19 protein-coding genes are annotated in these 23,918 nt (G+C 68.1%); 9 read left to right on the forward strand and 10 right to left on the reverse strand.

Features of this window, described 5'->3' with window-relative positions; translation table 11 throughout:
- Positions 1-8: 8 nt before the first annotated feature.
- From ACZ1H8_RS20355 to ACZ1H8_RS20365, 3 genes are read left to right on the forward strand one after another with little or no spacing between them, the layout of a single operon-like run.
- On the forward strand, positions 9-1,670 hold the full coding sequence (locus ACZ1H8_RS20355) for a DUF4153 domain-containing protein (protein ID WP_465179038.1): 1,662 nt from the start codon (positions 9-11) through the stop codon (positions 1,668-1,670).
- Between the two features lie 2 nt (positions 1,671-1,672).
- Positions 1,673-2,395: a response regulator transcription factor gene (locus tag ACZ1H8_RS20360; RefSeq protein WP_465181437.1), complete on the forward strand. Its 723-nt coding sequence runs from the start codon at positions 1,673-1,675 to the stop codon at positions 2,393-2,395.
- The gene (locus ACZ1H8_RS20365) at positions 2,392-3,984 is read left to right on the forward strand and encodes a sensor histidine kinase (protein WP_465179039.1); all 1,593 of its coding nucleotides are present in this window, start codon (positions 2,392-2,394) and stop codon (positions 3,982-3,984) included. Before ACZ1H8_RS20360 ends, ACZ1H8_RS20365 begins: the two co-directional genes overlap by 4 nt.
- On the opposite strand, the gene ACZ1H8_RS20370 is transcribed toward ACZ1H8_RS20365, so the two are convergent.
- Entirely contained in the window at positions 3,944-5,161 is a 1,218-nt protein-coding gene (locus ACZ1H8_RS20370) for a serine hydrolase domain-containing protein (protein ID WP_465179040.1), read from the reverse strand. The genes ACZ1H8_RS20365 and ACZ1H8_RS20370 overlap by 41 nt on opposite strands.
- Positions 5,162-5,266: 105 nt before the next feature.
- A complete protein-coding gene (locus ACZ1H8_RS20375; RefSeq protein ID WP_465179041.1) occupies positions 5,267-8,308 on the reverse strand; it encodes a TonB-dependent receptor domain-containing protein in 3,042 nt (1,013 codons plus the stop codon).
- Positions 8,309-8,591: 283 nt separating this feature from the next.
- On the opposite strand from ACZ1H8_RS20375, the gene ACZ1H8_RS20380 reads away from it, so the two are divergent.
- From ACZ1H8_RS20380 to ACZ1H8_RS20390, 3 genes are read left to right on the forward strand one after another with little or no spacing between them, the layout of a single operon-like run.
- Positions 8,592-10,139, forward strand: coding sequence for an MFS transporter (locus tag ACZ1H8_RS20380; RefSeq protein WP_465179042.1), 1,548 nt, complete (start codon positions 8,592-8,594; stop codon positions 10,137-10,139).
- Complete coding sequence (locus ACZ1H8_RS20385) at positions 10,136-11,140, forward strand: serine hydrolase domain-containing protein (protein ID WP_465179043.1); 1,005 nt, start codon at positions 10,136-10,138, stop codon at positions 11,138-11,140. The genes ACZ1H8_RS20380 and ACZ1H8_RS20385 overlap by 4 nt, the downstream gene beginning before the upstream one ends.
- A gap of 20 nt (positions 11,141-11,160) precedes the next feature.
- A complete protein-coding gene (locus ACZ1H8_RS20390; RefSeq protein WP_465179044.1) occupies positions 11,161-12,354 on the forward strand; it encodes a dipeptidase in 1,194 nt (397 codons plus the stop codon).
- Here the strand turns inward: ACZ1H8_RS20390 and ACZ1H8_RS20395 are convergent.
- Positions 12,336-12,470 carry a hypothetical protein gene (locus ACZ1H8_RS20395; protein ID WP_465179045.1) on the reverse strand — a complete coding sequence of 45 codons (135 nt, stop codon included), beginning with the start codon at positions 12,468-12,470 and terminating at the stop codon, positions 12,336-12,338. The genes ACZ1H8_RS20390 and ACZ1H8_RS20395 overlap by 19 nt on opposite strands.
- Here ACZ1H8_RS20395 and ACZ1H8_RS20400 point away from each other — a divergent pair.
- Positions 12,460-12,816 (forward strand): hypothetical protein, encoded by a 357-nt coding sequence (locus ACZ1H8_RS20400; RefSeq protein WP_465179046.1) that lies wholly within the window; start codon positions 12,460-12,462, stop codon positions 12,814-12,816. The two genes, ACZ1H8_RS20395 and ACZ1H8_RS20400, sit on opposite strands and share 11 nt — an antisense overlap.
- A gap of 75 nt (positions 12,817-12,891) precedes the next feature.
- Here the strand turns inward: ACZ1H8_RS20400 and dacB are convergent, their stop codons facing one another.
- Entirely contained in the window at positions 12,892-14,340 is a 1,449-nt protein-coding gene (dacB, locus tag ACZ1H8_RS20405; protein ID WP_465179047.1) for a D-alanyl-D-alanine carboxypeptidase/D-alanyl-D-alanine endopeptidase, read from the reverse strand.
- A gap of 127 nt (positions 14,341-14,467) precedes the next feature.
- Between dacB and ACZ1H8_RS20410 the strand changes: the two genes are divergently transcribed.
- Positions 14,468-16,537 (forward strand): S9 family peptidase, encoded by a 2,070-nt coding sequence (locus ACZ1H8_RS20410; protein WP_465179049.1) that lies wholly within the window; start codon positions 14,468-14,470, stop codon positions 16,535-16,537.
- On the forward strand, positions 16,534-17,808 hold the full coding sequence (locus ACZ1H8_RS20415; RefSeq protein ID WP_465179051.1) for an amidohydrolase family protein: 1,275 nt from the start codon (positions 16,534-16,536) through the stop codon (positions 17,806-17,808). The genes ACZ1H8_RS20410 and ACZ1H8_RS20415 overlap by 4 nt, the downstream gene beginning before the upstream one ends.
- A 3-nt stretch (positions 17,809-17,811) precedes the next feature.
- On the opposite strand, the gene ACZ1H8_RS20420 is transcribed toward ACZ1H8_RS20415, so the two are convergent.
- From ACZ1H8_RS20420 to dgcN, 6 genes are read right to left on the reverse strand one after another with little or no spacing between them, the layout of a single operon-like run.
- Positions 17,812-18,204, reverse strand: a complete 393-nt coding sequence (locus ACZ1H8_RS20420) for a hypothetical protein (RefSeq protein ID WP_465179052.1) — start codon at positions 18,202-18,204, stop codon at positions 17,812-17,814.
- Between the two features lie 9 nt (positions 18,205-18,213).
- A complete protein-coding gene (locus ACZ1H8_RS20425; RefSeq protein WP_465179053.1) occupies positions 18,214-19,053 on the reverse strand; it encodes a TIGR02587 family membrane protein in 840 nt (279 codons plus the stop codon).
- Positions 19,054-19,091: 38 nt separating this feature from the next.
- Entirely contained in the window at positions 19,092-20,333 is a 1,242-nt protein-coding gene (locus tag ACZ1H8_RS20430) for a dicarboxylate/amino acid:cation symporter (protein WP_465179054.1), read from the reverse strand.
- Positions 20,330-21,898, reverse strand: a complete 1,569-nt coding sequence (locus ACZ1H8_RS20435) for an N-acyl-D-amino-acid deacylase family protein (protein WP_465179055.1) — start codon at positions 21,896-21,898, stop codon at positions 20,330-20,332. The genes ACZ1H8_RS20430 and ACZ1H8_RS20435 overlap by 4 nt, the downstream gene beginning before the upstream one ends.
- Positions 21,895-22,884: an N-acetyl-D-Glu racemase DgcA gene (dgcA, locus tag ACZ1H8_RS20440; RefSeq protein WP_465179056.1), complete on the reverse strand. Its 990-nt coding sequence runs from the start codon at positions 22,882-22,884 to the stop codon at positions 21,895-21,897. Before dgcA ends, ACZ1H8_RS20435 begins: the two co-directional genes overlap by 4 nt.
- The gene (gene dgcN / locus ACZ1H8_RS20445; RefSeq protein ID WP_465179057.1) at positions 22,842-23,876 is read right to left on the reverse strand and encodes an N-acetyltransferase DgcN; all 1,035 of its coding nucleotides are present in this window, start codon (positions 23,874-23,876) and stop codon (positions 22,842-22,844) included. The genes dgcA and dgcN overlap by 43 nt, the downstream gene beginning before the upstream one ends.
- Between the last annotated feature and the right edge of the window lie 42 nt (positions 23,877-23,918).

Here is a 23,918-nt window from a genome sequence, read left to right on the forward strand (position 1 = left end):
GTCTCCGGATGAAGGAGATGGTCGGGATGCGATTGGCAGGTGCGGCGCGAGGGAGTTTCGCGATCAAGCAAGTGGCCGCCGGGCTGCTGATGATCCTGGGCAGCTGGTTGTTCTACAATCAGTGGATCGGGGCCACCCTCGGCGGGTTCGCGCTTGCATGGGCGGCTGCGCTGGTGGTGGCGGTTCGCCCGGTGCGGCGCAGCCGTCAGGCGATGATCGCGGTGCTGGTCGCGCTGTTCTTCGCCGTCACGCTGGTCGATGCTCCCGGGCTTGCCAAATGGACTTTGTTCTGGACGGCGATCGGCAGCGCGGCTTTGCTGTCGCGCCGGCGGTTCGACGATGCCTGGCGCTGGTGCAACCGGCTGGTCTTCGCGACCGGCTATGGCCTGGCGCGTCCGATCCTCGATGCGAAGCGGCTGGCGAAGATGCGGACGCGTCGGCGCAAGACGCGCATCGCCCAGGTGGCGGCGGTGCTGGCGCTGCCGGTGATCGGCGGGGCGGTGTTCGTCGCGCTGTTCGCGGGGGCCAATCCGCTGATCGGCGCGATGCTCCAGCAGGTCGAGCTTGCCTCGCCGCTCGGGCTGATCCCCCAGGCCTTTGTTGCCGGCCTGATCGGCCTGGCCGTCTGGCCGACGCTGCGTCCCCATCCCTTCGCCACCCGGGTCCAGCTGCGCGAACTCAGCCTGGGCGATGGCTGGCTGAAGGTGCCGCCGGTGTCGATCACCCTGTCGCTGCTGACCTTCAACGCGATCTTCGCGCTCCAGAACCTGTCGGACATCGTCTTCCTGTGGAGCGCCGCGCCGCTTCCTGGGCAGGTCACGCTGGCCGATTATGCGCATCGCGGCGCCTATTCGCTGATCGCGACCGCGCTGCTGGCCGGTTTGTTCGTGCTGACCGTGCTGCGTCCCGGCAGCGAGAGCGCGCAGCGTCCGGCGATCCGCGCGCTGGTAGCGCTGTGGGTGGCGCAGAATCTGTTGCTGGTGGCGTCGTCGATGTTGCGCACCTGGGACTATGTCCGCGCCTTCTCGCTGACCGAGCTGCGCATCGCCGCGCTGGCGTGGATGGCGCTGGTCGCGGTCGGACTCGTGCTGATCTGCTGGCGACTGCTGGCCGGCAAGTCGTCGTCCTGGCTGATCAACCGCAATGCGCTTGCCGCCGGGCTGGTGCTGGCGGCAGGATGCGCGACCGATCTCGGCGCGATCGCGGCGCACTGGAACGTCCGGCATGCGCGAGAGGTCGGCGGCGCCGGACAGCATCTCGACCTGTGCTACCTGCGCCAGCAGGGGCCGTCGGCACTGACTGCGCTTGCCGAGTTGGAGACGCGCGCCACCGCGCCGGCCCTGCGCGACCGCATCCGCGCCGTGCGCAGCGATATCCTGAACAGCGTGGAGTACAGCCAGTCGGACTGGCACAGCTGGACCTGGCGCAACGCCCGCAGGCTGGCGGCGGTCGATGCCGTGTTGGGACCGAAGCCTCCGTCACCGGCCGAGGCACGATGGGGCCGCGGCTGTGACGGCACGCCCAATCCCGCACCGCCGCCGGTGCCGCCGGAGCCGGAGGCATCGCCTGAGCCCGCCGCATCGCCCGAGGCTGCCACCCCTGCGCCCGCGGCCGAGGCGCCACCCGCACCCTCCCCCACACCCTCGCCGTTGACGGGAGCCGCGCGATGATGATGATCCCGCCGGCAATGTCCCGCACCATCCTCGTCGTCGATGACGATCCCCATATCCGACAACTCCTCGTCTTCGCGCTGGCCAAGGCCGGGCTGGAGTCGATCGAGGCGCCCGATGGCGAGCAGGCGCTGGCGATGGCGCACAGCCATGCGCCCGACCTGGTCGTGCTCGACATCAACATGCCGCGGATGGACGGGCTGGAAGTCTGCCGGCGGCTGCGTGCCGAGGGCGACGTGCCGATCCTGTTCCTGTCGTCGCGCGACGACGAGATCGACCGGGTGCTGGGGATCGAGCTGGGCGCGGACGATTATGTCGTGAAGCCGTTCAGCCCGCGCGAGGTGGTGGCGCGGGTGATGGCGATCCTGCGCCGCACGGGCGGGCAGCGCGAGGCGGTCGAGGCGGCGGAACCGGCGATGCGCCACGGCCGGCTGTCGCTCGATCTCGACGGGTGGCGCGCCGACTGGGCGGGCAGCGAAGTGGCACTGACCGTCACCGAATTCTCGATCCTCAAGCTGCTGGCGGGCACGCCGACCAAGGTGTTCAGCCGCGATGCGATCATCGACCGGCTGCACGGCCCCAGTTTCGCGGTGACCGACCGCACGATCGACAGCCATATCCGCAACCTGCGCGGCAAGTTCGGCGCGGTGGGCGGCAGCGACGTGATCGAGACGCGCGCCGGCATCGGCTATCGGCTTGGCCCCTGTACCGGCGGCGGCGGGTGATCGGCCGGCTGAAGGAGGCGATCAAGCGGCGCTGGCCCCCGCTGCGACTGCGCACGATCCTGTTCGCGACCTTGTTCTTCGTGGCAGCCCTGCCCGGGATCAGCGCGGTGTTCCTGCGCGTCTATGAGAATACGCTGGTGCGCCAGACCGAAGCGGAGCTGATCGCGCAGGGATCCGCGCTTGTCGCGACCGCGCGCGCCGTCTGGCCGGGCGCGCCGCCGCTCGCCGCTCCCGACGAGCAGGATTATCACCCCGAACTTCCCCGGATCGATTTGAACGCCACGCCGATCCTGGGCGTCCGGCCGCAGGGCGTGGCGGATGGCGGAACCGTGCGGGCCGACGCCAGTGGCGCCGCCGCGCGGCTGGTGCCGGTGTTTGCCGTTACCGGACAGACGACCGCTGCCTCGCTGACGCTGATCGACGCCAATGGCCGGGTGGTCAACGGCGCCGAGGCAGGCCGCAGCTATGCCGCGCTCCCCGAAATCCGCGCCGCGCTTGCGGGCAAATCGGATACCGTATTGCGGCGACGCGGCAATTATCGCCCGGTCTATGAGCTGGAATGGCTGTCGCGCGCGGCGGCGATCCGCATCGACCACACCCGCCCGATCATCGTCGAGGGCCGCGTGGTCGGCGTGCTGCTCCTGTCGCGATCGGCGCGCACGCTGTTCAAGGGCATGTATGACGATCGCGGCAAGATCGCGCTGGGCGTCCTGCTGATCCTGATCACGCTGATCGTGCTGAGCGGACTGATCTCGCGCGGTATCGCCCGCCCGATCGAGGCGCTGAGCGCGGCGACGCGCGATCTGGCGAAAGGGCGCGGAAGCGTGCCGGAAGCCTCGCCGACCGCGGCGATCGAGATCCAGGGCCTGTACCGCGACTTTGCCGCGATGGCCGAGGCCATCGACCGCCGCTCGCGCTATCTGCGCGATTTCGCCCACGCGATGAGCCACGAGTTCAAGACGCCGCTGGCCGGCATTCGCGGCGCGATCGAGCTGCTCGAGGATCATGACGAGACCATGTCGCCGGAGGAGCGCCGCCGCTTCCTGGCGAACGCCGACGCCGGGGCGGAGCGGCTGTCGGCGCTGGTGACGCGGCTGCTCGAACTGGCGCGGGCGGACATGACGCGGCACGACATGGCGGCGGCGACGCCGCTGTCGGCGGTGCTGGCGCGGGTGGCTGATGCGATGGGCAGCGACGCCTTCCGCATCACCGTCGCGCTGCCCGAGCCGCTGGACGTCGCGATGCCCGAGGATACGATCGAGGCGATCGTCACCACGCTTGCCGAGAATAGCCGCCAGGCCGGCGCGCACCTGCTTCGGATCACCGGCGAGCGGCAGGGCGACCGGGTCGTCCTCACCCTGTGCGACGACGGATCGGGCATCGCCCCGGCGGACCGCGAGCGGATCTTCGAGCCGTTCTTCACCACCCGCCGGCCCGAGGGCGGCACCGGCCTTGGCCTGTCGATCGTCGCCTCGCTGGTCGAGGCATCGGGCGGGTCGATCCGGCTGGGCGAGGCGGAGGCGGGTGGCGCCTGCTTCGTGCTGGAGCTCAGCGTCGCGGCGACGCCAGCGCCTCCTCGGTCGGGGTGAAGGCCGATCGGCCAGGCCGGTCGGTCGGCACATCGGTTGCGAAATAGGCGACGCCGGTGCCCGACACGGGATCGACCCACAGCCCGGACTTCAGCCCATAGGCGTCGCCCGAATGGCCGAAGCGCCGCACCCCGTCGCCGAACGGATCGTCATGGCAGCCCGCGACTGGCGTCGCGAGGACATGCACCGCCAGGCCATAGCTGCAGGTGAAGCCACCGGTCGGCGCATCGACTGAGGAGTCAGCGCCGATATCGCCATTGGCGCCCTCGCCCCCCGCGCCATTATAGGTCCATGATGGCGTCGACATCAGCACTACGCTGCGCGGCGACAGGATGCGCACGCCGTCGACGGTGCCGCGGCCGAGCAGCAGCCGTCCGATCTTCGCCAGATCGCGCGCCGAGATGCGCAGCCCGCCCTGGGGCGAGAAGATCGCGCCGTTCGCCCCGGCGCGCCAGCGCGCCAGGTCACAGCTGCCATCGGCGGCGGGCGTGACCGAACAGACGGGCTTCGCGCCGCGATTGTCGTCGCGGACCGGCTTGCCCTCGCGGTACAGCACCACCGCCCGGGCAGCGACCGGCGCGGCGCAGCTCTCCCAATTATAGCAGGCCTGCAGCTTCAGCGGCCGCAGCACCAGCCGGTCCATCAGCCGGTCGAACCGCTCGCCCGTGGCGCGCTCCATCACCGCCGCGATCACCGGGAAGTTGAGATTGGTATAGCGGAACCAGCGCCCCGGCGGATGCGACGCGTCCCATGCCTTTGGGTCGGCCAGCGCGGTGCGCATGTCTGCGTCGAGCGGCAGGACATAGTCGATCCCGTCGACCAGGCTCGATCGGTGCGACAGCAGCAACCGCAAGGTGATCGGCACGTCGGGAAACACTGGATTGCGCAGGCGCCAACCAAGCAGCCGCGACACATCGGCATCGAGATCGAGCCGCCCCTGCTCGACCAGCCGCATCACGGCGATGCTCACCACCAGCTTCGAGATCGAGGCGACCCGCACCGGATCGTCCGCGGTGACCGGCCGGCCCGCGGCGACATCGGCGAAGCCGCGGGTGAGGATTGCGATCTCGCCCTTGCGGTCGAAGGTCACGCGCACCATCGCCGCGGGGCGCGGGGGATCGGGGTCGGCGACGGGACCTGCATGCGCGCCGGCGATCAATGCGAGGGGAAGAAGCAATACGGGCTCCCACTTTCACAAAGGCGGGCGAAGGGTTGCCCCCCCCCGCCCGCCTATCATGTTCAAAGGACGTGGGCCGGATCCATCGGCCTTAGCCCGACCTCGTCAGAACTTCGCTTCGAGCGCGAGCGTGAACGAGCGGCCCCGGGGATCCGCGACGCGCGGTTCCCAGCTGCCGCCGGCGCCCGTACTGCCGTCATAGGTGATGGCGAAGGGTGGATCGGTGTCGAAGACGTTGCGGACGCCTGCCGTGATCTTGAACGGCTTGAAGCCGGTGTAGCTTACCGCCGCGTTGTAGATGATATAATCTTCGACGAACTCGTTATAGTCGGGGCGCGTGATCGTACCGGCCGCGATACCCGGCAGCGCCCCGTTCTTGTATCCAGAACGGAATATCTGCGTGAACGTCAGGTTCAGCGGGCCGGTCGCATAGTTCAGGAATGCCGTGTGCTTCCAGCGATTGCCCAGGTCCCCGGCGAAAGTGAACACGCCGATCAGGCTCGGTCCATATTCTGCGGCTGCGGTCAGCTTTTCGCGCTTCTTGAGCAACAGCGTACCATCGCCGCCAAACGAGAAACGCCCGCCCAAGCCGTCGATCGCACCGCGGGCCGAGAATTCGAGTCCCTGCGTCCGACGTGAACCCGCGTTGATCCAGCGTTGATCGATCGCCTGGATCGAGTTGTCGACCGGATCGCGCAGGAACCGATCCGGGAACAGGTCGGCATTCTCGATCAGCTGACGCAGCGTCAGCAACTGGATCGTGTTGTCGACCGCAATCGACCAGAAATCAGCCGAGAAGCTGAAATCGCGACCCGGCTGGAGGACGATGCCGGCGCTGAACTGCTTTGAAGTCTCAGGTCCAAGCTGAAGGTTTCCGCCGGTGTAGATGTCCGGACGAATGAACGCGCAGGCGGGGTTGGTGACGTTCGGCACGCCGCCCGGGCAGGCGATCGGATCGGCGAGATCGCTTCCCGCATAAGGCGACTCGGTAACGCCGTTGAAGATCTGATTGAAGGTCGGCACCCGGAAGCCGGTGTTGAAAGATCCGCGGAACATCACCTGCTCGATCGGCCGGAACTTGACCGAGACCTTCGGATTCGTCGTGCTGCCGAAACCCGTATAATCATCGATACGGACGGCACCGGTGACCTCTAGTTCCGGGAGGATCGGGAACAGGACCTCGGCATATGCCGCCTTGACGGTACGGCTTTTTGGGGTGAGCTCGTTCACATTGTCGAACGCCGCCAGGAAGATGACCGGCGCGGTTGCCGCCGCGGCTTCGGATCCGTTGAAGCTGTAGGTTTCCCGGCGAATGTCGATGCCGGCGGCAAGCTGAACGTCACCACCCCAGATTCCGAACAGCGGGCCTGCCACCGAGCCGTCGAACTGCGCGACCTCATATCGGCCGCCGTACAGCGTCTCACCTCGGGCGGAAACCGATTCGAGCGCTGCCAGCCCCGCGGAGGATTGCTGCTGCCCGGGTGCAAGGAACGGGTTGAGCTGACCGCTCATCAATACGCCGAAAAGACCTCGATAGGTGGCACCCTCGGCGCGCGGTGCGTTCGGGTCGTTGGCCCCGGTGGCCGTGGTGCCGCGGTAATAATAGCCACTGCCGAGCAGCGACGAACTCTCCGACTTCGCGTAAGATGCCCCGGTATGATAATCCCAGCGACCACCGATCGGTCCTTCCAGGCCGACGACGGTCCGGAAGGTCTTGGTGCTGGTTACATATTCGCGCGGGCCGCAAACATCGCAGCGCCAGCGATAGGCAATGGGCTTGCCATAGTTCTCCTGCAGCTTACCCAGCCCCGGAGAGCCTTGGAACGCCGTTACCAGCTGACCATATAGCGCGTCATAGGTGGCCGCGGTCAGCGCATTGCGGTTGAACACGACTGGCAGGTTGGTCGTGTTCGTCGACACCTGGGCGTTAGAAAAGCTCTTCGCAGAATCCGCGCTGGAACCGGCGATCTCCACCGAGAGCTGATGGCCGCCGCCGACGTTCAGGACGCCGCGCCCATAATAGGTCAGCGTCTCGATCGGCTGCTGAATGACAGCGGCCCGCCCGGTGTCCCAGGCGCATGCCCAGCGGGCGCCGGGAGCATTCCACAGCTGCTCGTCATAGGCCATGCCGCCGTCCATCGTCTCGCACCCGGCACCCCCCGGAGCATCGAGCGGATTGATGCCGCCATTTGCCAGCTGCGTCGTGCCGGGGAAGTACAGGTTGGGAATGTAGGTGCCATTCTTTGCGTCCGTCGCGCCGAGCAGCGTGCCGCCGGGGAAATAGCCGGTGTTCGGATTGAGCGGGAACATCGTCGCCGTCGGCGTGCCGCGGGTGTCGATCGACAGGCCGCGATTGGGCTGGTTGCCGTTCACGAAATCGCGCTGCGACCCGCGCAGGATCTTGTTCCAGCTGTAAGAGACGCCGGCCATCACGTTGAAGCCGTCTTCTTCCAGCTTGCCATAGCCGACCAGTCCGGAGACGCGATAGATGTCGCCGCCCCCCGCCTCGGTCTTATCGGCGAAGCCCGAGAGGCTGACACCGGTGAAGTTCTTCTTGGTGATGAAGTTGATCACGCCGCCGACGGCGTCAGTGCCGTAGATCGCCGATGCGCCGTCCTTGAGTACTTCAACGCGCTCGATCGCAGCGAAGGGAATCTGGTTCACGTCGACTGCCGAGCCGGACAAACCGTGCGCCGCAACGCGTCGTCCGTTCAGCAGCACGAGCGTTCCGGCCGAGCCCTGACCGCGCAGATTGGCGGCTGACAGGCCGTTGGTGCCGCGCTGCGCGCCGGTCGTCACATCCGAATTCGAAGCGAGATTGTCCGCGCCAGAGCCGTTGGTGCTCAGGAACATGATCAGCTGCTCGGGGCTGCTGATCCCGTTTCGCTCGATCTCTTCGGTGGTGATGACCTGCAGCGGCAAGGCGCTGTTGTTCGGATTCTGTCGAATGCGCGACCCGGTGACAAGGATCTGGTTACCCTGCGCCTCGTCGCCGCTATCGGCATCCGTCTGCGGCGTGGCCGCGCCGGTCGGTGTCACCGCCGGTGGCGTATCCTCTTCCTGTGCGAACGCTGCAGGCGATGCGGCAAGGGCAATCAGCGCCGTTCCCGTAACCAGCGCCAGTCGAAGCGACGTCGATCGTACCATGTGCTAAACCCCCTTGTACCCCCGCATTCCCCGATGCGTACCCCGATATTAAGTAACAAGAATGTTGCGGCGCGCCATAGTTTCTGTTCCGCCCGCCATAACCTGTCGGCATCCGCTGCCCCCGCGCCCCTTGAAAGCGTGATGTCGCGGCAACAGTCGCGGGATAAAGCGCATTGACTGTCCCGCCGCGTCGCTGGAACCTGTGCGAAACCGGGTGCGGGAACCTTGAGATGCACGTGAATTTGTCCGACGATTTCAGGCGTTACGCGTGATTGACGCCAAAATGAGTGGAATCGCGGCGACCGCGCCGGTGGTGCAGTCGCGCGGCGCGCGCATGGCGCTGTATGTCCTGCTCGGCTTCTCGGCCGGCCTGCCCTTCTACATGTTCTCGACGATCCTGTCGGCGCGGCTGACCGAACATGGCGTGGCGCTGGCGGTCATCGGCTTCTTCGCCTGGGTGCAGTTGCTGCCGACCTTCAAGTTCCTGTGGGCGCCGCTGCTCGACCGCTATGACATTCCCGGCTTTGGCCGCTTCTGGGGCAAGCGACGCGGCTGGATCATGCTGTCGCAGCTCGGCATCTTCACCTCGATGCTGGCGATGGCGTTCACCTCGTCCGATGCCAGCCTGCCACTGACCGCGCTGTTCGCGATCCTGCTCGCCTTCTGGACCACCACGCTGGAGGTCGCGGCGGACGCGTGGCGCATCGAGCTGGCGCCGACCCAGGAGGAACAGGGTCCGGTCGCCGCCGCCAATCTATGGGGCTATCGCACCGCGATGGTCGCGGCGGGCAGCGGCGCGCTGCTGCTGGCCGACCAGGCCGGTCGCTTCTCCGCCACGCTCGGGTCGGTCGGCATCCTGCCGGGCTGGACATCCTCCTATCTGCTGATCGCGGTCGCCGCGTTCATCCCCTTCCCGATCCTTGCGGCGATGCGGCGCGATCCGGCGCATGGCGGCGGCCGGGTGGTCGCGCTGCTGACCGGCATCGTCGCGAGCATCCTGATCCTCGGCCTGGTCGCGCTGGGCACCGCCGCGATCGGCTGGGTCGTGCTTGAGGCCGCCGGCGGCATGGGGTTCAGCAGCAAGACCAACGTGACCCCCTGGGTGCTGGGCATCTGCATGCTGCCCTTCGTCCTGATGGCGATCGCCCTGCCGCGCATCCGCAAGGCGGGGCCGGACTCGACGATCCGCAACTCCGCCGCGATCGGCCCCTATATCGATTTCTTCTGGCGCTACGGCTTCACCGCGATCGCGCTGATGGCGTTCGTGTCGGTCTATCGCATGGGCGATGTGCTGGCGCTGAACCTGTCCAAGCCGATGATCCTGAGCCTGGGCTATACCAAGACCGAGATCGGGCTGGCCGACGGGTTGGTCGCGCTGATCGCCAGCATCGTCGGGGTCGGCATCGGCGGGTTCATGACCACCAAGCTGCGCTTCGCCGTGACGCTCAGCATCGGCGCCTTCTTCGCCGCGCTCGGCAATTTCGGCTTCGTCTGGCTGGCGCATGTGCCCAAGAGCGACCTGGCGCTCTACATCGCCACCGCGCTCGACCAGTTCGGCAACGGCATGGCCGGGGCGGTGTTCGTCGTCTACCTCTCGATGCTGGTCAATCCGCGCTATCCGGGGGCGCAATATGCGTTCCTGTCGGGCTTCGCCTTCCTGCTCTCGCGCCTCCTGTCGGGCGCGGGCGGCGCGGTGATCGAGCGGCTGGACGCGGCGGGCTATAACGGGTTCGACATGTTCTTCCTCGCATCGGGCGTGATCAGCCTGGCCGCCCTGCTCTTCCTGCCGATCGTCGCCCGCGCGACGCCGCGCCCGGACGACCGGGCATGAGCGCGATCGACAGCGCCTTCGCGCCCGCCGAGCGCTATCTTGCCGAGGGGCGCATTCCCGGTGCGACTTTGGGCGTGGTGACCGCCGACGGGCAACGCTGGACGCGGACCGCGGGCATGGCCGCACTGGTGCCCGAGGCCGAGCCGCTGACCGAGCATCACTGGTTCGACCTCGCCTCTGTCTCGAAGGTCGTCGCGACCACCACGATGATCCTGACGCTGGCGGACCGGGGGCTGATCGATCTCGACCGGCCGCTGACCGACGCGATCCCCGACCTGCGCCAGTATGACGTCGCCAATGCGGCCGAGCGCAAGCTGAGCTTTCGCGACTGCCTCGCGCATCGCAGCTTCTTTCCCGCGGTCGAGCCGATCTACACCTATGGCGACGATCCCGCCCGGCTGCGCGCCTTCGTGCTGCAGCGTGAATGGCGGCACGGGCCGCCGGTCTATTCGGACATCAATTTCATCCTGCTGGGCATCGCGGTCGAGCGGATCACCGGACGACCGCTGGGCGACTGGCCGCTGGGCGACGGGCTGAGCTTCGGCCCGCCCCCCGGCCCCGCGGTCGCGACCGAGCGGTGCATGTGGCGCGGCCGCGTGCTGAAGGGCGAGGTGCATGACGAGAATTGCGCGGCGATGGGCGGCCAGACGGGCCATGCCGGCCTGTTCGGCACCGTCGCCGGCGTGCTCGACTTCGCCCGGGGCCTGCTCGACGGCAGCGGCGCCAGCCCGGCGATGATCGAGGCGATCCGCACGCCCTTCTACGACCACCGGACCTGCGGTTGGGAACGCAAGTTCGCCGGCTGGTCGGGCGGCCAGGGCTGTTCGAACGAGACGATCGGCCATACCGGCTTCACCGGCACCGGGCTGTGGGTCGATTTCGAACGCGGGATCGCCTGGACGCTGCTGACCAACCGGGTCCATCCGACCCGCCATTTCGACAGCGGCATCTTCGAGCTTCGGCCCGAGACGGGCGACGCGGTCGCCGCTGCCTTTGCGTGATCAGGAAAAGGGGAAAGACGATGATTGCCAGGACGCTGCTCGCTTTGCCTTTGCTGTTCGCGCTCACCGGCGCCGCCGATGACGAGGTCAGCGCCGAGGATAGGCTGATCCACGAACAGATGCTGGTGCTCGACACCCACCTCGATACGCCCGAATTCTTCGAACATCCCGGCTGGCGGTTCGATCGCTGGCATGACTGGCGCTTCGACAAGAGCCAGGTCGACCTGCCGCGGATGGAGGCCGGCGGGCTCGATGGCGGCTTCTTCGTGATCTACACCGCGCAGGGCGAGCTGACCCCGGCGGGCTATGCCAAGGCACGCGACGGCGCGCTGACCCGCGCGATGTGGATCCAGCGGGTGGTCGCCGCCAATCCCGACAAGCTCGCCTTCGCCACCACCGCGGCCGATGCCGATCGGCTGCACAAGGCTGGCAAGCGCATCGTCTATCAGAGTATCGAGAACAGCTATCCGCTGGGCGAGGATCTGGGCCTGCTCCAGACCTTCTTCAACATGGGCGTGCGGATGGCCAGCCCGGTCCATTTCCGCAACAACCAGTTCGCCGACAGCGCCACCGACCAGCCGCGCTGGAACGGCCTGAGCCCGCTCGGCAGGCAATGGGTGGCGGAGATGAACCGGCTGGGCATGGTGCTCGACGCCAGCCATGCCTCGGACGCGGTGTTCGACCAGATGCTGGCGCTGTCGAAGACGCCGATCATCCTGTCGCATTCGGGGCCGCGCGCCATTTACGACCATCCGCGCAACCTCGACGACGACCGGATGCGCAAGCTGGCGAAGTCGGGCGGCGTGCTCCAGATCAACAGCGTCTATCTGGTCGCCGGCGACCGCAACGAGGCGCGCAATGCCGTTTCCGACCGGCAGGACGGGTGGTGGGCGCTCAGCAATGCCGACCAGCGCAAGCTGATCGCCGACCGCACCGCGGCGCTGGCCAGGGATCCCTATGCCGGCGCCGACTTCGAACTGTTCATGAAGAGCCTGCTCCATGCCATTGCAGTGATGGGCGTCGATCATGTCGGCATCGGCGCCGATTGGGACGGCGGCGGCGGGGTGCGCGGGATGGAGGACATCACCGCCCTGCCCCGCATCACCGCCCGGCTGCGCCGCGAAGGCTATAGCGAGGCGGACATCGCCAAGATCTGGAGCGGCAACGCACTGCGCCTGCTGCGCCAGGCGGAGGCCTATGCTGCCAGGCGCTGATCCCGCCAGATGAAAAGAATTGCGGTCATCGGCTTGATTATCGCGGTGATGCTCTCGCCATTTCTTGCCAATTCCGCGGCATGCTCGGCCGATAGGAATTCGATCGTGTCGATCATGAAGTTCCTCGGCAACGAGCACCGGTCGACCGTCATCGATTTCATCCTGTCCGATCAGGAAGGCCTGTTCAGGAAGCCCTGCCATAAGGCCGGGATCCTCGAATATATCTACGACGAGGACGCCGCCGGGCACGAAATCGCTTTCGACAAGCGCAACCTGAAATTCTACGTCGGGCTGCACATGGAACGGAAGTTCACGGACCTGGACTATCAGGAACGGGTCAGGCCCTATGCGATCAGATTGGCAACTCTGACCTATGACGATCGTCTCATGAAAGATGCCGAGAACTGGTATGAAGACGATGCTGAATCCCTCAGATTCCTGAGGATGGTTCGTTACAAATAGAGCGCACCCGGTCGAAGCTCGTCGACCGGCGGCACCAGGCAAAGCCGGCCCTGACGCAGCGCGGCCCAGCGCCGGTCAGTTCGCCTCGGCGATCGCGACAAGCGCGGCGTCCATCGCCTGGGTGGCGTTGACGCCGTCGGGCACGTCATTGGCATAGGCCGAGAAGGTCAGCGTGCGGCCGCTCTTCGCCACCATCCAGCCCGACAGCGCGTTGCTTGCGTTGATCGTGCCGGTCTTGGCGAACACCCGCCCCTCCAGCGAGGTGCCGCGGAAGCGGCGGCTGAGCGTCCCGTCCCTGCCGCCGATCGGCAGCGTGGCGCGATAGGCCGCGCCCCAGGGCTGCGCCGCGATCCAGCCGAGGAAGCGCGCCATGCCGCGCGGCGCGACCCGGTTATAGGTCGACATGCCCGACCCGTCGGAGAAGTCATAGGCAGTGCGCGGCACCCCCGCGGTCGCCAGCATCGTCCGCACCTCGGCCAGGCCGTCCTGCGTCGATCCGGTGCCGCGCACCAAAGCGACCCGGCGCAGCAATAGTTCGGCGTGGAGGTTCTGGCTGGCCTTGTTGGTCAGTGTCAGATCCTCGGCCAGCGGCGGTGGGGTCAGTGCGGCGAGCGGCTGGGTCCTGGGCGGCCGGACCACCGGCGCGCCCTTGCGGATCGCGGGATCGTCGCTGGCCTCGGGCGTGCGATGGCGCGACATCACCAGGCCGGTGACCCGCACGCCGCGCGCCTCGAGCAGCGCCTTCAGCCGCCAGGCGGCATAATGGGCCGGATCGTCGATCCCGACGCGCAGCGTGTCCGCCGGAGCACCCGCCTTGATCGTGCCGGTGATGCGCAGCATCATGCTATTAGGGTAGCGATCATAGCCGAGGTCCGTGGCGCCATCGGCCACCGTCACCGCGCGATTGTCGATCGTGTAATAGCCCAGGCTCTCGATCTTCGGCGGCTGGCCGACACTGCCCGGCGTCACCGTCAGCGCGATCTCGTTATCGTCCAGCGTCAACGCCGAAATGCCGGTCCCGTAGCGCGACGGGATGTTGTTCCAGCTCATCCCCAGGCTCCAGCGCTGGTCGGGGAACAGGGTGTCGTCGCCCACCACGTCCTCGACCCGCTTGGTGCGCGCCGCGACTGCGTCGGCGAGCTGGGCGAGGCAATCGGTGACGCAGTCGGCCGCGCTCGACAATCGCGCGTCGCCGCGCCCTTCCAGCACCACGTCGCGCCCCTCGATCCGCACGGCCGCGCCGCCGGCAGCGTCGGGCTGGTCGATCGCCGGGATCAGGTGGAATGCGGCCGCGGTCGTGAACATCTTGGTGTTCGATGCGGGAATGAAGCGCTGGTCGGGATTGACCGCGACGATCTCGCGCCCCGCCTCATCGGTGACGATCAGGCCGTAGCGGACTCCGGGGCCGGCGGTCGCGAGCACGGTTTCCACCCGCTGCTGCAGCGCCGGCGCGGTCTGCGCCAGGGCCGGGTGAGTGAGCGAAGCGGAGGCGAGAAGCGCGAGCGCCAGAACCGGTTTGTTCATGGGGCGCGACCCTAGAGCCAAAACCTGCCGACGCAATTCATTCAGAGCCTTGGCGCGGCCATAACCGCCGGGAATGGTTGCGGGTTTGATGGCTTGCCCGGATCGTGCCGCCGCCTAGTCTGCCGCCATGGGTCTGCACAACTGGCTTCGCGGCGCGATCGGCGCATTGGGATTGATCGCGGCAGCGCCACTGGCGGCCCAGCCCGCCGCCACGCCGGCGTCCACGCCCCGAGCATCCGATCCGCTCGCCGAGGCGCTGGCGCTTCCCTTCGCCAACGGCCTGACCGGGGCCAAGGATCGCGAACGCTTCGCCTGGGTGGTCAATCAGGCCGGCGTGCGCAACCTGTGGGTCGCCGATGCGGGCAAGCCGGCGGAGCCGGTCACCCGATACCGCAGCGATGACGGCCAGCCGCTCTATCATGTCGCGATCAGCGACGATGGCCAGCGCCTCGCCTGGGTCAAGGGCGGCGATGACGAGTTCCCCGACGGCGCCCCGCTGAACGCCGCGGCCGAGGCGGTCGTGCCGAAGCAGCAGCTCTGGCTTCAATCCAGTCCCGGCGCCGATCCGGTCGCGATCGGCGAAGGCCATTCGCCGACCTTCTCGCCCGACGGCGCGCGGATCGCCTTCGTCCGCCGCGGCGAGATCTGGTTGCACGACGCCGGCGGCGCCCGGCGGGTGTCGGTGATCGGTGGCACCGCCAGCGATCTCCACTGGTCGCCCGACGGCGCGACGCTGCTGTTCGTCGACAATCAGGGCGACCACGCGTTCGTCACGCTGCTCGACCCCGCCTCGGGCGCGCTGAAGCGGTTCGGCCCGGCGCTCGGCTATTCGGTCGAGCCGGTCTTCTCGCCTGACGGCCGGCAGGTCGCGTTCATCCAGTATCTCGATCCGCCCGGCGGCCCCGGGGCCGAGGGTGGCCCCTATTGGTCGCTGCGCATCGCCGACGTCGCGAGCGGTACGACCCGCACCTTGTGGCGTGCGCCGGCCGGGATGGGCCGCCGCTATGCCGGCACGCGGATGCGCAACCTCTATTGGACGCGCGACGACCGGCTGATCTTCCCCTGGGAGCGCAGCGGCTGGCTCCATGCCTATGCGATCGACGCCGGCAAGGGCGGCGAGCCGCGCGAGCTGACGCCGGGGGCGTTCGAGGTCGAGACCTTCATCCTCGCCCCCGACGGGCGCAGCCTGGTGTTCGCCGCCAATCGCGACGAGGCCGATCGCCGCCATCTGTGGCAGCTGGGCCCGGACGGGAAGCTCGTCCGGCTGACCGGCGGCACCGGCAGCGAGTCCCTGCCGGTCTTTGCGGGCGGAACGCTGGCGGCCATCGCGACCAGCGCCTCGCAGCCGGCGCATCCGGTGCGAATCTCCGGCGGGCGGCTGACCGCGCTCGGCCAGGCGCCTGCGCTGCGCCGCTTCGTCGAGCCGCAGCCGGTGACCTACACTGCCGAGGACGGCGTCACCGTCCACGCCCAGCTGTTCCGCGCCTCGGGCAGCGGCCGGCATCCGGCGGTGATCTTCGTCCATGGCGGGCCGCGCCGACAGATGCTGCTCGGCTTCCACCCCTATGTCTATTATTCCAACGCCTATATCCTGAACCAGCATCTGGCGGCGCAGGGCTATGACGTGCTGTCGATCAACTATCGCAGCGGCACCGGCTATGGCCGCGATTTCCGCGATGCGCCGGAGACGGGCCGCGACGGGGCTTCCGAATATCGCGATGTGGTCGCGGGCGGACGCTGGCTGGCGGCGCAGGGCCATGTCGATCCCAGGCGGATCGGCATCTGGGGCGGAAGCTGGGGCGGCTACCTGACCGCGCTGGCACTGGCGCGCGACAGCGACCTGTTCGCCGCGGGTGTCGATTTTCACGGCGTCCATTCGCTGCTGCGCAGCCCGTCGAACAGCCAGTCGCCCGAGGCGCAGGACAAGGCGCGGCGGCTTCAGTGGGAAGCGTCGCCGATCGCCGCGATCGACCGCTGGCGCTCGCCGGTGCTGCTGATCCACGGCGACGACGACAAGAATGTCGATTTTGCCCAATCCACCCTGCTCGCCCGCGAACTCGCCGCGCGCGGCATTCGCTATGAGGATCTGGCCTTTCCCGGCGATCGGCACGACTTCATCGTCTGGGGCAATTGGCTGACCAGCTACCGCGCGACGGTCGATTTCCTGAACCGCAACCTGAAGGACAAGCGGCCATGAAGTGCCTTTTCCTCGCCCTGGCCGCTGCCCTCAGCTGTGTCGGCGCCGCGCCCGCCGAACGCGCCACGCTGATCCACGGCGCGCGCGTCTTCGACGGCAGTGGTCGGCCGGCCCAGGTCCGCGACGTGCTGATCCGCGGCGACCGGATCGTCCAGGTCGGATCTCACCTGAAGGCCGGCGACGCCGAGGTGATCGAGGGTCGGGGCATGACGCTGATCCCGGGCCTGCATGACCTGCACATCCATACCCCGGGCGAGTATTTCGGGTCGGCCGACGCGATCGCCACCGGCTACGGCCCCTATCTCGCCGCCGGCGTCACCTCGGTGAACGAGTTTTCGGTCGGGCAGGAGACGCTGGCGCAGATCCGCGGCCTCTCCGCCCCGCTGCCGCATCTGTCGCTCGCGCTGCGGCTGGGCGTGCCGCATGGTCATGGCACCGAGTCCGACTTCACCAACAGCATCACTGCCCAGGTCACCACTGCCGAGGCGGCGCGCGCCGAGATGGCCCGGCTGCTGCCGTACAGGCCCGACGTCATCAAGGTGTTCACCGATGGCTGGCGCTATGGCCGCGATGAGGACCGGCCGAGCATGGACCTGCCCACGCTGACCGCGATCGTCGAGGCGGCGCATGCGCAGGGCGTGCCGGTGGTGACGCATACGGTGACGCTGGCCGGCGCCAAGATCGCCGCGCGCGCCGGGGTCGATGCGCTGGCGCATGGCATCGGCGATCTGCCCGCGGACGCCGAGCTGATCGCGCTGATGAAGCGCCACCGCACCGCCTACATCCCGACCATGGCGGTCTATGAGCCGCAACAGGACCGCAAGTTCCTGAACGTCGAATGGGTCCGGCTGCGCCCGCAGGATCGCGCGCGTGAGGAAGCACGACTGGCCCGGCCGATCGAGCCGGTGCCCGATTTTGCGGCGAAGCGCTGGGCGATGCTCCAGCAGAATTTGCGCATCCTGCACAAGGCGGGCATCCCGATCGCCACCGGCACCGATACCGGCATCGGCGGCGTCTATCCCGGCATCTCGCTGATCCGCGAGATCCGCCTGTTCGTGTCGCTGGGCTTCACGCCGGCCGAGGCGCTGCGCGCGTCGACCGCGACGAGCGCGGCGATCATGCGCAAAGCCCCAACCCAAGGCCGCATCCTGCCCGGCCAGCGCGCCGACCTGGTGCTGATCGGTGGCATGCCCGACCAGCGGATCGAGGATATCTATCAGGTGCGGCGAGTCTGGGTATCGGGCAAGGAGATCGCCCTCCCCGCACGCTAGGCGTCAGGGGTTCTGGTAGCCGACCGCGCGCAACTCGATCGGCCCGTTCGCCGGATCCGCCTTGACGAACAACCCGCCGGTGGCGGTGCCCTTGGCCGGTACATAATCGATCGTGACGGTGCTGGTGCTGCCTCCGGCTTCGCGGCCCTCGATGACGACCGCTGCGGCCGGCGCGGTCGATCGGTTGCGCGCCTCGAATTCCAGCACGAAGCCGGTGCTGACCGGCGTCACCTTGCGCGCCACCACCTCGATCACTGGCGGTGCCTCGGACTCGCCGGAGAGCGCTTCCTTGGCGAGCAGACCGAACATGCCGATCGCCAGAATCAGGCCGATGCCGGCCGCGATCCATTCGAGTAAGGGCGTCCGGCCGCCTGCGTCCCCCTCGCGATCGTCCATCGCCATCTCCTAGACCACCAGCCGGGCGATCGCCGCGCCGATCGACGCGGGAAAACCGAGCACGACCAGCGCACCCGCAACCGCCTCCGGACCCAGCCCGTCCAGGCTGCCGAACGTCCACAAAACATAAGAGCTGGCGATCAGCGCGATGGCATAGCCGGGCAAGGTGAAGGCGAGGAACAGACGCCACGCGCCATAGCCCTCCGGCGCTTCCTCCTGCCCGGTAAAGCCGATCGCGAAGACCAGTGCGTGCAGCAGCACCAGCGAAAAGGCCAGCAGCGCGATGCCGTGCCACGCGCTCATCTTGTAGCCGATCAGCAGGATTTCCTCGGTCGGCGCCACGTTGAACGCCAGAAACAGCGCGCCGGCCAGCATCAGGAACAGCTGCCCGGCATAGCCCGCCGAGCGTGCGTCCCGATCCTCATCGCCTTCCTCTTCCTCGTCGCCGCTCAACTGCTTGCGCGCAATCATCGCCCCGAAACTGGCGGGGACGCTCTGGACCGCGATCATGCGGATCGCCTGTGACGGCGACAGCTCGGGCCCGATCAGCCCGAACAGCGTCAGGATCAGCGCCGCCGCGAAGATGCCGACGGCATAGGCGGCAAGCGCGTCGAGCACATCCTCGACCAGCGTGGAGGTGCGTTCGAACCCGCCGAAGCGCGACAATACCACCAGCACCGCGAAATTGGCGATCAGGAACGCCAGCAGCCGCCCGGGCTGCGCGCTATAGCCGATGGTCCACATCTCCATCGTCATCAGCAGCGGCAGGCCGAACAGGATCGCGCCGGCAAAGGCGCGCGCCAGGCCCAAAGCATAGTCGCGATTGGGGGTGGCGGCTCGGTCGATCATTCCGCCCTTGAAACCATCGGGCAGGACCCGCGGTTCCGTCAGGCGTCGGCGGTCGATCGGTACACGGTTTCGTCGAGCTCGCCTTCCCAGCGCGCGACCGTCGTCGCGACGGTAAGGTTGGCGCTGGCGCTGGGCACGGTGCGGGTCATGTCGAGCAGCCGGTCGAACGGCAGGACGAAGCCGACCACCAACGCCGTCTGCTCGGGCGACACGCCGACCGCGGACAGCACCGCCGCCAGCATGAACAGCGAGGCCGAGGGCACCGGCGCCGTGCCGAAGGCGGCAAGCGCCCCGGTCAATAGCACCAGACCATAGACGGTCGGCGTCAGCGCTACGCCGAACGCCTGCAACGCGAACATGCTGAGCAGACCGACATACATCGCCGTCCCGTCCTTGCCGATGCTGGCGCCCAGCGGCAGCACGGTCGAATAGACCGGCCGGGCGATGCCGAGATTCTGCTCGGCGACGCGCATCGCCACCGGCAACGTCGCGCCGCTCGACGCCGTCGAAAAGGCGACGACCAGCGCATCGACGATGCCGCGATAATAGGGCAGCAGCGGCAGGCGCGCGAAGAATTTCAGGATCAGGCTGTGGACCAGCAGGATCTGGATCAGCGAACCGACGACGACGGCGAGCGCCAGCCAGCCGACATTGACGAACACCTCGACGCCCTTGGACGCGACGGCGTTGGCGACCAGCGCGAAGACGCCGAACGGGGTCGCCTCCATCACGATCGTGACGATCTTGAGCAGCACGGCGGAGGTCGACTGGAGCAAGGCGGCGAACGGCCTGCCCGCCTCGCCCGCCACCACCGTGCCGCACCCGACCAGGATCGCGACGAAGATCAGCGCGAGCATGTCGCCCTTGGCCAGCGCGTCGACGATGTTGAGCGGAATGATGCCGATCAGCTGCTGATAGGGCGTGACCGGCTCGCCCAGCGCGTGCGCGGTCGCGGTGCCGAGCGGCGCGCCCACCCCCGGCTGGATCAGCGTCGCCACCAGCATGCCGATCGAGACGGCGACCGCGGTGGTCAGCGCGAACAGCCCGATCGTCCTGCCGCCCAGCCCGCCCAGCCGCTTGGGATCGGCCAGCGCGGTGATCCCGGCAGCGATCGTGACCAGCACGATCGGCGCGACCAGCATGCGGATCGCGCGGACGAACAGGTCGCCCATGAAGGCGACATAGGGGGTGCCTGCCGGCCAGACGATCGCGAAGACGAGGCCGAGCGCAAGCGCGCCGAGCACGCGCTTCCACAGCGGCACCGCGAACCACCAGCTCATGGGCAGCTGCCGGGCTTCGGCCTGTGCGGCAGTGCGCGGCCCGCGGCCTTGCCGGTCAGCGCGCCATTGTCGACCGCGAGGACGCCGTTGACGACGACGGTGCGGACGCCCGAGGCAAGCCGGGTCGGCTGTTCATAGGTCGCCTGCGAGGCGTAGCTTTTCGGATCGAACACGACGATGTCGGCGAAATTCCCGGCGCGCAACCGTCCGCGCCCCTCAAGGCCGAACCAGTCGGCGGTCAGCGTAGCGCTGCGCTCGACAAACTCCTTCAGGCTGATGACATGCTCCGCCTTGACATACTTGTCATATTTCCGCGCGAAGCTGCCATAGACGCGCGGATGGCCGCCCGATGCGTCGGATCCCGTCATCACCCAAGCCCGCTTCATGAAGGCGGTGATGTCCGCCTCGCTCTGGTTGAACGAGACGACGCCGGAATCGGCGATGCGGATCACCGCGATTGCGGCCGTCACCGGGTCCTCGCCCCGCTCCTTCGCGACATCGGCCAGCGTGCGGTTGAGATACTTGCCCTCGACGATCAGCAGCTTGTCCGCCCCGCCGCGCTTGCGCAGATTCTCGGTGATGCCGGCGCGCAGCTTTTCCGTCAGCGCTGCATCGTCGAACCGCTTCAGCAGCGCCGGGCGCCCGCCATCCTGCGCCCAGATCGGCATCAGCGAAGCGACCAGGCTCGTGCCCGATGCCGACCAGGGATATTGGTCCGCGGTGATGTTCAGCCCCGCAGCGCGCGCGGCCTCCACCTTGGCGATGATCTGCGGTGCCTCGCCCTGCACGTCGACGCCCAGCGCCTTGATATGCGCGATATGCGCGGGGATCGACGCCTCGCGCGCGATCGTCAGCACCTCCTCGATCGCACCGACCAGCCCGACCGTATAGCTGGATTCGTCGCGCATATGGCTGTCATAGACGCCGCCATGCGCCGCTGCGACGCGCGACAGTTCGACAACTTCGCCTGTCTTCGCAAAGCTTTGCGGCGCATAGAACAGACCGGTTGAGAGGCCCAGCGCCCCCTGGCACATCGCCGAGCCGACCAGCCCCTTCATCGCCGTCATCTCTGCATCGGTCGGGGCGCGATCGTCGGCGCCGATCACCTGCGACCGGACCGCGCCGAAGCCGACATAGGAGGCGTAGTTGATCCCGACCGGCTTCGTCGCCGCGCTTTCCAGCAGCTTGCCGACCTCGGGCGTCCCGCCGCCGTCATTGCCGATGAACGCGGTCGTCACGCCCTGCATCAGGAAGGCCGGGATCAGTCGCTTGGCCGGATCGTCCGAGGCCAGATCGTCGCCCATATGGGTGTGCGGATCGATAAAGCCCGGTGCGACGATCATGCCGCGCGCGTCGATCGTCCGCTTCGCGGCGATCTTCAGCGCCTTGCCAACGCCGACGATCCGGTCGCCGCGGACCGCGACGTCGCCAACGAAGGGTTCGCCCGACCCGCTATAGACCGTACCTCCGCGGATCAGCAAGTCCGCCTCGACCTTCGGCGCGTCGGCCGCGCCCAGCGTCAGTACCGCGAATCCACACAGGAGCGCCGTGCGCCATGCCGTCATGCCATTCCCCAGAAACCCGGTTCGGGCGGAACCAGATAGCCGTCCCGGTCGCGAACCCCGCCCGGCCGATCCTCCCCGAGCCAGATCGGCCCGTCAAGATCGACGAAATCGGACATGCGCGCGATATGCAGCGCCGGCGCGATCGACAGCGAGCTGCTGATCATGCATCCGGTCATCAGGCCCAGGCCGCGGGAGCGTGCGGCCTGGGCCAGGAGCAGCGCCGCGGTGAGGCCGCCGGTCTTGTCCAGCTTGACGTTCACCACCTGATAGCGCCGCGCCAGGTGATCGATATCGCCTGCGACATGCGCGGATTCGTCCGCGCAGATCGGGATATCGGGCGTGAAGCCCTCCAGCCAGCCATCATCCTCGGCCGCCACCGGCTGTTCGAGCAGGTCGACCCTGAGTTCGACCAGCAGCGGCTGGATCGCGCGCACCAGCGCCTCGTCCCAGCTTTCATTGGGATCGACGATCAGCCGCGCATCGGGCGCCGCCGCACGAACCGCGGCAAGCTGTGTGTCGGGTGCGTCGGTGTTGACCTTCACCTTGATCAGCGGGGCGCCGGCGATCTCGCGCGCCGCGGCCCCCATCGCGCCGGGCTGGTCGATGCCGATGGTCAGCGCGCTTGCCAGCATTTCGGGCTGGGGATTGCCGATCATCGCCGCGACACTGCGGCCCGACAGTCGCGACTCCAGGTCCCACAGTGCGCAATCAACGGCGTTGCGGGCCGCGCCCGGCCGCATCGTCGTCAGCAGATCGTCGCGGGTCGCCCCTGCCTCGATCGCGGCGCGCGCCGTCTCGATCTCGGCCAGCGCGCTCTCGATGCTCTCGCCATAGCGCGGATAGGGAACGCCCTCGCCGCGCCCGGCGACATCGCCCTGCGCGATCGTCACCGTCACCACATCCGCCGCGGTCTTGACCCCGCGCGAGATGCGGAACGGGCGGCTCAGCGCGAAGCGGTCGTGCTGCGCGCGGAGGGAGCGAGGCATAGCAGCTCGTCGAGGATGATGTCGGTGCCGAAGGCGATCGGATCGGTCGTCGGCAGGCCGAGCTCATCGGCGGTCCGCGCGCACAGGTCACGCGCCTCGGCCGGGTCCATCTGCGACGTGTTGAGGCAGATTCCGACCGCACGGACATTCGGGCTGGTCAGCCGCGCGACCTGAAGGTTCGCTTCCAGGCATTCCTTCAGCCCCGGCAGCTTGCGGCCGGGGATGCCGCGCATATGCTCGCGCAGCGGATCGTGGCACATCACGATCGCTTCGGGCTGGGCGCCGTGAAGCAGCCCCGTCGAGACGCCGGCGAAGCTGGGGTGGAACAGTGACCCCTGCCCCTCGATCAGGTCCCAGCCGTCATCGCTGCGGGCCGGGGTGATCATCTCGATCCCGCCCGAGATGAAGTCGGCGACCACCGCATCGATCGGTACGCCCGATCCCGCGATCAGGATGCCGGTCTGGCCGGTCGCGCGGAAATCGGCGGTGATGCCGCGGGCACGGAGCCCCTCGGTCAGCGCCAGCGTCGTGTACATCTTGCCGACCGAGCAATCGGTGCCGACGGTCAGCAGCCGGTGGCCGGCGCGCGGATTGCCGTTGCCCACCACCATGTTCGCCGGCGCGTCGCGCACGTCGAACAGCTGCAGCCCCTTCGCCTTCGCCAGTTCGGCCAGGCGCGGCACGTCGCGCAGCCGCTGGTGCAGCCCGGCGGCGACGTTCATCCCCGCCTCCAGCGCTGCGGCGGCATCCTCGACCAGGTCGCCGCCCAGCGTCCCGCCGGAATTGGCGATGCCGAGCACCAGCGTCTTCGCGCCCTTCGCAGCGCCCTCGGCGATGGTCAGACGCGGCAGGCCGAGGGTCAGCGGACAATCGTCGTGGCGGAATTCGCCGACGCAGTCATCGGGGCGGAAGGCGGCCAGACCGCGCGAGGTCTTGATGCCCGCAAAGTCGGTGCTGTGGCCGAGATAGAGGAGATAGGGTGCTGGTATCATGTTGATCCGACCGTAACTTGCCCGGTCGCCGGACCATCATAG

Source organism: Sphingomonas sp. BL-S-25 (assembly GCF_055521555.1).

Coding starts and splice junctions, on each gene's coding strand:
- dgcA (WP_465179056.1), bottom strand. CDS start 22,884: ATGCCTCGCTCCCTCCGCGCGCAGCACGACCGCTTCGCGCTGAGCCGC.
- dgcN (WP_465179057.1), bottom strand. CDS start 23,876: ATGATACCAGCACCCTATCTCCTCTATCTCGGCCACAGCACCGACTTT.
- ACZ1H8_RS20415 (WP_465179051.1), top strand. CDS start 16,534: ATGAAGTGCCTTTTCCTCGCCCTGGCCGCTGCCCTCAGCTGTGTCGGC.
- ACZ1H8_RS20380 (WP_465179042.1), top strand. CDS start 8,592: ATGAGTGGAATCGCGGCGACCGCGCCGGTGGTGCAGTCGCGCGGCGCG.
- ACZ1H8_RS20355 (WP_465179038.1), top strand. CDS start 9: ATGAAGGAGATGGTCGGGATGCGATTGGCAGGTGCGGCGCGAGGGAGT.
- ACZ1H8_RS20425 (WP_465179053.1), bottom strand. CDS start 19,053: ATGATCGACCGAGCCGCCACCCCCAATCGCGACTATGCTTTGGGCCTG.
- ACZ1H8_RS20375 (WP_465179041.1), bottom strand. CDS start 8,308: ATGGTACGATCGACGTCGCTTCGACTGGCGCTGGTTACGGGAACGGCG.
- ACZ1H8_RS20410 (WP_465179049.1), top strand. CDS start 14,468: ATGGGTCTGCACAACTGGCTTCGCGGCGCGATCGGCGCATTGGGATTG.
- ACZ1H8_RS20395 (WP_465179045.1), bottom strand. CDS start 12,470: ATGATCGACACGATCGAATTCCTATCGGCCGAGCATGCCGCGGAATTG.
- ACZ1H8_RS20420 (WP_465179052.1), bottom strand. CDS start 18,204: ATGGACGATCGCGAGGGGGACGCAGGCGGCCGGACGCCCTTACTCGAA.
- ACZ1H8_RS20360 (WP_465181437.1), top strand. CDS start 1,673: ATGATCCCGCCGGCAATGTCCCGCACCATCCTCGTCGTCGATGACGAT.
- ACZ1H8_RS20435 (WP_465179055.1), bottom strand. CDS start 21,898: ATGACGGCATGGCGCACGGCGCTCCTGTGTGGATTCGCGGTACTGACG.
- ACZ1H8_RS20390 (WP_465179044.1), top strand. CDS start 11,161: ATGATTGCCAGGACGCTGCTCGCTTTGCCTTTGCTGTTCGCGCTCACC.
- dacB (WP_465179047.1), bottom strand. CDS start 14,340: ATGAACAAACCGGTTCTGGCGCTCGCGCTTCTCGCCTCCGCTTCGCTC.
- ACZ1H8_RS20385 (WP_465179043.1), top strand. CDS start 10,136: ATGAGCGCGATCGACAGCGCCTTCGCGCCCGCCGAGCGCTATCTTGCC.
- ACZ1H8_RS20430 (WP_465179054.1), bottom strand. CDS start 20,333: ATGAGCTGGTGGTTCGCGGTGCCGCTGTGGAAGCGCGTGCTCGGCGCG.